Origin of the sequence: Blastococcus saxobsidens (assembly GCF_010682065.1) — a bacterium.
In the GTDB taxonomy this organism is placed as follows: Bacteria; Actinomycetota; Actinomycetes; order Mycobacteriales; family Geodermatophilaceae; genus Blastococcus; species Blastococcus saxobsidens_B.
In genome coordinates this window covers 1-7,663 of sequence record NZ_JAAGWG010000050.1, presented here as the reverse complement: position 1 = coordinate 7,663, position 7,663 = coordinate 1, and the positions used below count along the sequence as shown (strand labels likewise).

The 7,663-nt window shown below is 72.0% G+C and carries 7 protein-coding genes; all 7 read left to right on the top strand.

What is annotated here, in order from left to right:
* Positions 1 to 681: hypothetical protein (locus tag GCU60_RS19525; RefSeq protein ID WP_204262350.1), on the top strand; the 681-nt coding region annotated here is incomplete at its 5' end.
* Positions 674 to 1,612, top strand: coding sequence for an NADH-quinone oxidoreductase subunit H (locus tag GCU60_RS19520; RefSeq protein ID WP_163208285.1), 939 nt, complete (start codon positions 674 to 676; stop codon positions 1,610 to 1,612). The genes GCU60_RS19525 and GCU60_RS19520, both read left to right, overlap by 8 nt.
* 10 nt (positions 1,613 to 1,622) lie before the next feature.
* Positions 1,623 to 2,204 carry an NADH-quinone oxidoreductase subunit J gene (locus GCU60_RS19515; RefSeq protein ID WP_163208283.1) on the top strand — a complete coding sequence of 194 codons (582 nt, stop codon included), beginning with the start codon at positions 1,623 to 1,625 and terminating at the stop codon, positions 2,202 to 2,204.
* Positions 2,201 to 2,518 (top strand): NADH-quinone oxidoreductase subunit NuoK, encoded by a 318-nt coding sequence (locus GCU60_RS19510; RefSeq protein WP_163208266.1) that lies wholly within the window; start codon positions 2,201 to 2,203, stop codon positions 2,516 to 2,518. Before GCU60_RS19515 ends, GCU60_RS19510 begins: the two co-directional genes overlap by 4 nt.
* Positions 2,515 to 4,452, top strand: coding sequence for an NADH-quinone oxidoreductase subunit 5 family protein (locus tag GCU60_RS19505; RefSeq protein WP_163208264.1), 1,938 nt, complete (start codon positions 2,515 to 2,517; stop codon positions 4,450 to 4,452). The genes GCU60_RS19510 and GCU60_RS19505 overlap by 4 nt, the downstream gene beginning before the upstream one ends.
* 2 nt (positions 4,453 to 4,454) lie before the next feature.
* Positions 4,455 to 6,053 carry a complex I subunit 4 family protein gene (locus tag GCU60_RS19500; protein ID WP_345770714.1) on the top strand — a complete coding sequence of 533 codons (1,599 nt, stop codon included), beginning with the start codon at positions 4,455 to 4,457 and terminating at the stop codon, positions 6,051 to 6,053.
* Positions 6,054 to 6,058: 5 nt separating this feature from the next.
* Positions 6,059 to 7,522 carry an NADH-quinone oxidoreductase subunit N gene (locus GCU60_RS19495; RefSeq protein WP_163208287.1) on the top strand — a complete coding sequence of 488 codons (1,464 nt, stop codon included), beginning with the start codon at positions 6,059 to 6,061 and terminating at the stop codon, positions 7,520 to 7,522.
* Positions 7,523 to 7,663: the final 141 nt, after the last annotated feature.

The following is a 7,663-nucleotide window of genomic DNA, read 5'->3' as shown; positions in this document are numbered from 1 at the left end:
CACGGCGGTGGTCACGAGGGCATGGATCACGGCGGTGGTCACGAGGGCATGGACCACGGCGGTGAGGTGGCCGGGCTGCCGATGGCCTCGACCGGCCCGGACCGGGATGGGCTCGAACTCGACGTTCTGAAGGTGGCGCTCGGGCCGGTACTGCTGGGCTGGCCGACTGGTCTGGTGTTGCGGGCGGATCTGCAGGGTGACGTCCTCACTTCCGCAGAACTGGCCTGGCTCGACGCCGGCACCGTTTCCACCGCGCATGACCAGTCCAACTCCCAGCGGGCCGCACTCGACCGGCTCGCCCGCTTCCTCGACGTGGCCGGCTGGCCGACCGCCGCCCGCGACGCGCGCCGCGCCCGGGACGGGGTGGCCGAAGGGGCCGATCGAGATGAGGCGCAACGGCTCGCCAAGGCCGTGGCGCGGCGGGTGAGCCAGTCGCGGACCTTGGCGTGGACGGCCGGAGGCATCGGGAGGCGCGGATCCGGGGGAGAAGCCCTGGACCGGGTCAGGCGTTGGTGCGACATGGCGTCGGGGCAGCCGGTCGAGGACTTGCCCGCGATGTCACTGGACGAGGTCGCGGCCCTGGTGGAGGGCGCCGAGATTGGCAGCGCCCGGCTCCTCGTGGCCAGCCTCGACCTCCGCCCCGTGTCCGCGGTGTCGGCTCCGGAGCGCCTGAATGCCTGAGCAGACTCTGGCGGAGGCGTGGGGGCTGGTCCCGGCGGTCCTAGGGATCGTGGCGGTCGGTCTGGTCCTGGGCGTCGTGGTGGCGGTGGTCGACCGCATCGTCGTCTTCGGCGCGTCGGGGGCCGCTGTCGAGCCGATCCGCTCGAGCGCGCGTCTGCTGGTCGAGCAGCGGCGGACGACTCTGGCGCCGGATCGGCTGCTGTGGCGAACCGGGTGCGTCGCTGTGCCGACACTGGCGCTGCTGTCGCTGGCGGTGGTGCCAGTGGCTGGCCGGACCCTGTGGTCGACGGGCGCCGATCTCGTGTGGTTCAACGCCATGGAGGCGCTGCTGTGGGCGGCGGTGTGGCTGGTCGGCTGGGGCCCGAACGCCGTCCACGCGCTGACCGGTGGATACCGGTTCCTCGGGCAGGGCTTGGCCTATGAGCTGCCGCTGATGTTCGCACTCATCACGGCTGGCCTGGCGGCCGGGTCGCTGCGGACGACCGATGTCCTGGCCGCGCAGGAGAGGCTGTGGTTCGTGGTGACGATGCCGGTCGCCTTCGTGGTCTTCGTGGCCAGCGCCGCGGCCTTCGCCTTCTGGGGGCCGTTCGCCGCACCGGCCGCAGCTGACATCGCCGGCGGCGTCACCTCGGAATTGTCCGGGGTGGACCGGCTGCTGGTGGAGGCCGGTCGCACTGTCTTCCTCGGCGCGAGCGCGGCCATGGCGGCGGCGCTGTTCCTCGGCGGCGAATCCGGCCCCTGGTTGCCCGGCCCGCTGTGGCACCTGCTGAAGACGCTGGCCGTCGTCGCTGCTCTGGTCTGGGTGGGACGACGGATGCCGGTGCTGCGGCCCGACCGCACGGTGGAGGTCGGCTGGATGGTCCTCGTCCCACTGACGCTGCTGCAGGCGTTGGTCGTCGCCGTGCTCGTCCTGAACGGGTTCTACGCGTGAGGAGGACGGCATGCTGAGCGACTTGTCCGGGTGGGCGATCGCGGTGGTGGCTGTGCTCGGCGCCCTGTCGGTGGCCGCGGGGGTCGCCGTGTTCGTCGTCGACTCGATGGCGCGGGCGACGTTCGCGCTCCTGGCGTCGTTCCTCGCGGTGGCCGGAGTGCTGCTGGTCCTGGACCTGGTCTACCTGGCCGTGGTGACGGCGCTGATGATGACTATGGAGATGGCGATCATGGCCGTCTTCATGATCATGTTCATGATGAACCCGGCCGGGCTCATGCCGATGACTATGGTGCACAACGCCAAGGGGTCGGCGGTGGTCGGCGCGGGAGCGTTCGTCGTCCTCACCGTCGGCATCTGGACGATCGACTGGCCGACGCGGAACCCGGAGCGCCCGGCTGACAGCACCCGCCAGCTCGGCGAGGCGATCATGGGCAGCCACATGCTGGTCATGCTGGTGATCGGCATCGCGCTGTTCGCCACGATCCTGGCCGGCACCGTCCTGGCCACCGCCCGCGGCCGCTACGACCGCTTCGGCGCCGGTCTGACGGCGAAGCGCCCGGACGACCCGGTGCCCGGGGGACTGCGCCGATGACCGCTGAGGTGGTGCTGCAGATCGTGCTGACCATCGCCGCCGGCCTGATCGGTGTCGGGCTGTACGGCGCGCTCTCCCAGCAGACGATCGTCATGGTGATGATGGGCCTCGAGCTCGTCCTCAACGGCGTCCTGCTGGCCGGGGGAGCGGCCTGGTACTTCCTCGCGCCGGAGCTGCCCGACGCCCAGATGCTGGTCGTCGTCGCCCTGGTGGTCATGGCAGTGGAGATGGCTATGGGCTTCGCCGTCACCGTCGCCTTCTATCGGGCTCGGCAGCTCGACATGATCGACATGGCGTCGGACCTGCGCGGATGAGCGCCGTCCTCGGCGCCCTGGTGCTGCTCCCCGCCCTGAGCGGGGCCGCCTTGCTTGTCGCCGGGCGGGGGGCCGACCGCGTCGCCGGTCCGCTGGCCGTGGCCGTCACCGCGGTAGGTGGTGTGGTGGCTGCGCTGGTGGCCGGGACCCGGCCGCGCCTGTCGGTGCCATTCCTCGGAGTCGTCGAGGGCGGGGACCTCCGCCTGGTCGTCGACGGGCTCTCTGCCGTGCTGATCGTGCTGGTTGCGGGGATCGCCTTGCTGGTCACGCTCTTCGCCGTCGCGGACCTGCCGGGGAACACGGCGCGGGCCCGCTTCTTCGGCTATCTGCTGTTGTTCGTTGCGGCCATGCTGGCGACGGTCACCGCGGCAACCTTGCCCACGCTTCTGTTGGCGTGGGAGGTCATGGGGGCGACCTCCTACGCGCTCATCGGCTACCACTGGGAAGAGCCGGGCAAGCTGGTCGCCGGCACCCGGGCGTTCGTGACAACCCGGGCCGGGGATCTCGGCCTGTACGTCGCCGCCGGCGCCGCGCTGGCTGCCACGGGGAGCCTGGTGCTAGCTGACCTGGACAGTGCGGATGGAGGCTGGGCGGACCTGGCCGCCGCCGGCGTGCTGGTCGCCGCTCTCGGCAAGTCGGCGCAGCTGCCCTTCTCGGCCTGGCTCTCGGCCGCGATGCAGGGGCCGAGCCCGGTGAGCGCGCTGCTGCACTCGGCCACGATGGTGGCGGCCGGCGGGTACCTGCTGATCCGGATGCAGCCGCTGCTTGCCGCGACCGGCTGGGCAGCGACGGCGGCGGCGTGGGCCGGGGCGTTGACCGCACTCGTGCTGGGCGCGGTGGCCGTGGCGCAGACCGACCTCAAGCAGTTGCTCGCGGCTAGTACCGCCGCGCAGATCGGCTTCGTCTTCCTTGCCGCCGGTGTCGGCGCCACCGCAGGCGGCACGGCGCACCTCGTCGCGCACGCGGCGGTCAAGGCCGGCCTGTTCGTCGTCGCCGGGGCCTGGCTCACCGCGCTCGGCACCAAGCAACTGGCCGGTCTCCGGGGCGCCGCCCGCCGGTACCCAGGCTTCGGTGCAGCGGCCACCGTCGCCGCCCTCGCGCTGGCCGGTGTGCCGCCGCTGTCACTGTGGGCGACGAAGGACGAGGTGCTCGCCGGTGTCGACGGAACGGCGCTGCACATCGTCGGCCTCGCCGCCGCCGTGGTCTCGGCGATCTACGCCGGTCGGATCCTGGCCGTCGTCCTCGCCCGGCCGGCGGGGGACGAGGCGTTCGACGAGGAGGAGCCGGGCACCCGGCGCATCCCGGCCCTGACCACGGTCGTCGCCGGCGTGCTGGCCGTGTTCGCCGCCGGGCTGGGTGTGCTCGCGTTGCCGGCCGTGGCAGAACAACTCAAGGCGGTCCTGGACGTGGAGGGGGAGCCGTCCCCGGGGCTGGGGGAGCTGCTGCTCTCCGGGGCGCTCGCACTGGTGGCCCTGGGGCTGACCGTCGCCGTGCTCCGGGCCCGCCCTGCCCTCACGCAGCGGCTCGACCGGAGTCCGCTCGCGTCGTGGGCCGGGCTGAGGCGACTGCTGTCGCCCCGGCCGGCCATGGCTGTCGCCCGCACTCTGGCAGTCATCGACGACATGCTGATCGACCGGACGGTGATGGGTGTGGCCGTCGGAGCCGGGCGGATCGCGGGCATGGCAGCCCGGGCGGACGAGAACGTCCTGGACGGTGCGGTGTCGGGGGTGGCCGCGGCGACCCGCCGCACCGCGGCCGGCTCCGCGCGGATCGACACCGGCGTGGTGGACGGCCTTGTCCGTGCGATGGCGCGGGCGTTCCGCCGGGCGGGGAGCGCTGCCCGCTGTCCGCAGACGGGCCTGCTGCACCAGTACTACGCCCAGGCCGTCGTCGGTCTGGGGTTCCTGCTCGTCCTCCTGCTCGTGGTGAGGTAGTCGTGCTGCTGACCGTCGTGATCTTCCTGCCGTTGCTGGCTGCTGCTGTGCTGCTGGCAGTCCCGAGGATCCCCAGTCGCGCGGCGATCGCGGTGTGGGTGGCTGCCTCTGCCGTCGACCTGGCGCTGGTCGGCTGGATGTGGTGGCGCTTCGAGCCAGGGGAAGGAGCCTCGGGCGTCATCGACGGCCTGGCGTACGAGGTGGACCTGCAGTGGATCCCGACCGTCGATGCGGGCTACCACGTTGGCGTCGACGGGCTCTCCCTGCCTTTGCTGGCCCTGACCGGGGTGCTGTTCCTGGCCTGCGCCATCTATTCACTTCGGGAGCCGGACCGGCCGCACACCTACGCCGCGCTGTTCCTCTTCCTGCAGACCGCCTGCCTGGGCACCTTCGCCTCGCTCGACCTGATCCTGTTCTTCGTCTTCTTCGACCTGTCGATCGTCGGGATGTACTTCGTCATCGCCGGCTGGGGACACGGCAACGCCCGGCGCAGCGCACTGAAGTTCTTCCTCTACACCTTCATCGGGTCCCTGGCGCTGCTGGTGGGCTTCATCGGGCTGTTCCTCGGCAGCGATGAGCGCACCTTCGACATGGTGGCGCTGGCGGCGGACCCGCCGCTCGCGGACTCTCCGGTGGCCGGAGGGCTGGTCCTGCTGGCGATCGGACTCGGCCTGGCGGTGAAGACGCCGCTGTTCCCGTTCCATACCTGGCTCCCCGACGCGCACACCGACGCCCCCGCGGCTGGGTCGGCTGTGCTGGCCGGGATCCTGCTGAAGCTCGGCACCTACGGGTTCGTGCGTATCGCCATGCCGATCCTTCCTGACGCCTGGCAGCGGTGGGCCATGGTGGCCGTCGTCGTCGGGGTGATCAGCGTGCTGTGGGGCGCTCTCGTCGCCCTCGCCCAGACCGACGTCAAGCGGATGATCGCCTACACCTCGGTCAACCACATGGGCTACGTGCTGCTCGGCCTGGGCGCGGCCGGCCTGGTCGCCTCCGCCGACGAGGGGGCGCGGACCGTGGCCACGGTCGGGGCGATGTACCAGATGGTCAGCCACGGTCTGCTCACCGGCGCGCTCTTCCTGCTCAGCGGCGTCCTGTGGTCCCGCGGGCACACCTACGCCTTCGACCGTTGGGGCCGTCTGGCTCGTCCCGCGCCGGCCTTCGCCGCCTGCTTCTCGGTCGCCGCGTTCGGCTCGCTGGGGTTGCCCGGTTTCTCCGGCTTCATCGCCGAGTTCCAGGTGTTCACCGGTGCGCTGCAGGCCGCGCCGGTGGCCACGGTGGTCGCCGTCGTCGGCATCCTGGTCACCGGCGGGCTGTTCCTGCTGGCCCTGCAGCGGTTGTTCACCGGCGATCCCGTCGTCCCGTCCGAGGCAGACCCCGACGAGACTCGGGAGGGGCCGGCTGCGGCGCGGGCGGACGGCGGGACGGCGACGGCCATCCAGCCGCGGACAGCGACCCGGATGCGGGACCTGCGCGGTTACGAGGTGGCCTCGGTTGTCCCGCTCCTCGTACTCGCCCTGGTCCTGGGTCTGTTCCCGCGCGCCCTGCTGGACGTGCTGGAGCCGGCCGCCCTGGCAGTGGTGGAACTGGTGGGCCGGTGACCGGCATGTCCGAGGGCGGCGAGCGGGTGCTCGCCCTGCTTCCCGAACTGCTCCTGCTCCTCGGCGCCGTCGGCGGCCTGCTCCTGGGCCTCTGGACGCCGCAGCACCGGCAGGGGCGGGTCCGGCTCCTGGTCACCGCCGCCTGCCTGGCCAGTGCGATCGCCGCTGCTGTCGCGCTGCCGGAGCCCGCGGAGCGGGTGTTCGAGGGCACCTGGGTCGTCGACACCACCACCGGCGTCGTCCGGATTGTCGTCGCTCTCGGTGTGGCTGTCCTGGTCTGGTTGGCGTCGGCCTCCCTGGCCGGACATCCGCGGGAGACCGAGGCCTACGTCCTCATGCTGCTCGGTGGGCTCGGCAGCATCGCGCTGGCCGCGAGCGGCGACCTGCTGCTGCTCGTCGCCGCGTACCTGCTGGCCAGCGTCCCGCTGTACGCGCTGGCCGGCTTCGCCAAGGACTCCGCAGGTGTCGAGGCGACGATGAAGTACTACCTGATGGGTGCCTTCGTCGGCGTGCTGATGCTCGTCGGCGTCGCCGCTGTGGTGCTCGCCGCCGGTACAACGGGCTACCTCGACCTCGCCGCGCAGCTCCCGGAGGCATCGCCGGCGCTGCTCGCGGTGGGCGTCCTCGGCGTGCTCGCCGGTGTCGCCTTCAAGGCCGGTGCCGTGCCGGTGCACTTCTGGGTTCCCGACGTCACGGCCGGCACGACGCCGCCGATGGCCGCCTACATCACCACGATCCCGAAGATCGGCGCGGTCGCCGCCGCCTTCCGGCTGCTCGCCGAGCCCTTCGCCGACGTGCCGCTCGACGTGCCCCTGCTGGTCGCCGTCATCGCCGCGGTCAGCATGACCCTGGGCAACCTGGCCGCCTTCAACCAGAACGACGTACTGCGGCTGCTGGCCTACTCCACGGTCAGCCAGGTCGGCTACCTGTTCATGGTCGTCGCCGTCGCCGCCCGCACCGACCTCGCGGTTCCGGCTCTGGCGATCTACCTGGCCGGCTATGCGGTGACCAACATCGGCGCCTTCGCCGCCGTCGCGGCGGCCCCGGGGGCCCGCACGATCACCGACTGGGCGACCACGGTCGGACGCCACCGATGGCTGGTCGTCAGCCTCGTCGTCTGCCTGCTCGGCATGGTCGGGACACCCCCGACCGCTGTCTTCGTCGGCAAGCTGGCGGTCTTCGCCGCCGCCTGGGACGGCGGTCTCGCCTGGCTAGTCGTAGTCGCGGCGGTCAACACGGTGGCGAGCCTCTTCTACTACCTCCGCTGGATCGCCCCCGCCTTCACCGGCGTGACCGCAGCACCAACGACGGGGGAGTCGACGCCCGGGACCGGTTCACGTACCGCGGCAGGCACGGCACGGAAGGTCCAGCCCGGCCCCATGGTAACGCTCCACGCAGCGGCCGCGGTCTCGCTCTGCCTGGGCGTGGGCGCCGGGCTGTGGCTCGGTGCAGCCACGAACGGGATGTGAGTCCCGGCGGTGGTCGCCGATCATGGTGACCGTCTCCACGTTAGCGCTCCCGGTCGGGCGCCTGTCGGCTAGGGCGTGTCTCCCAATCTCGGGGCCTGCGTGGTCGAGGCTGGGCGGGTGAGTCGTTTTCGGGCGTTGACC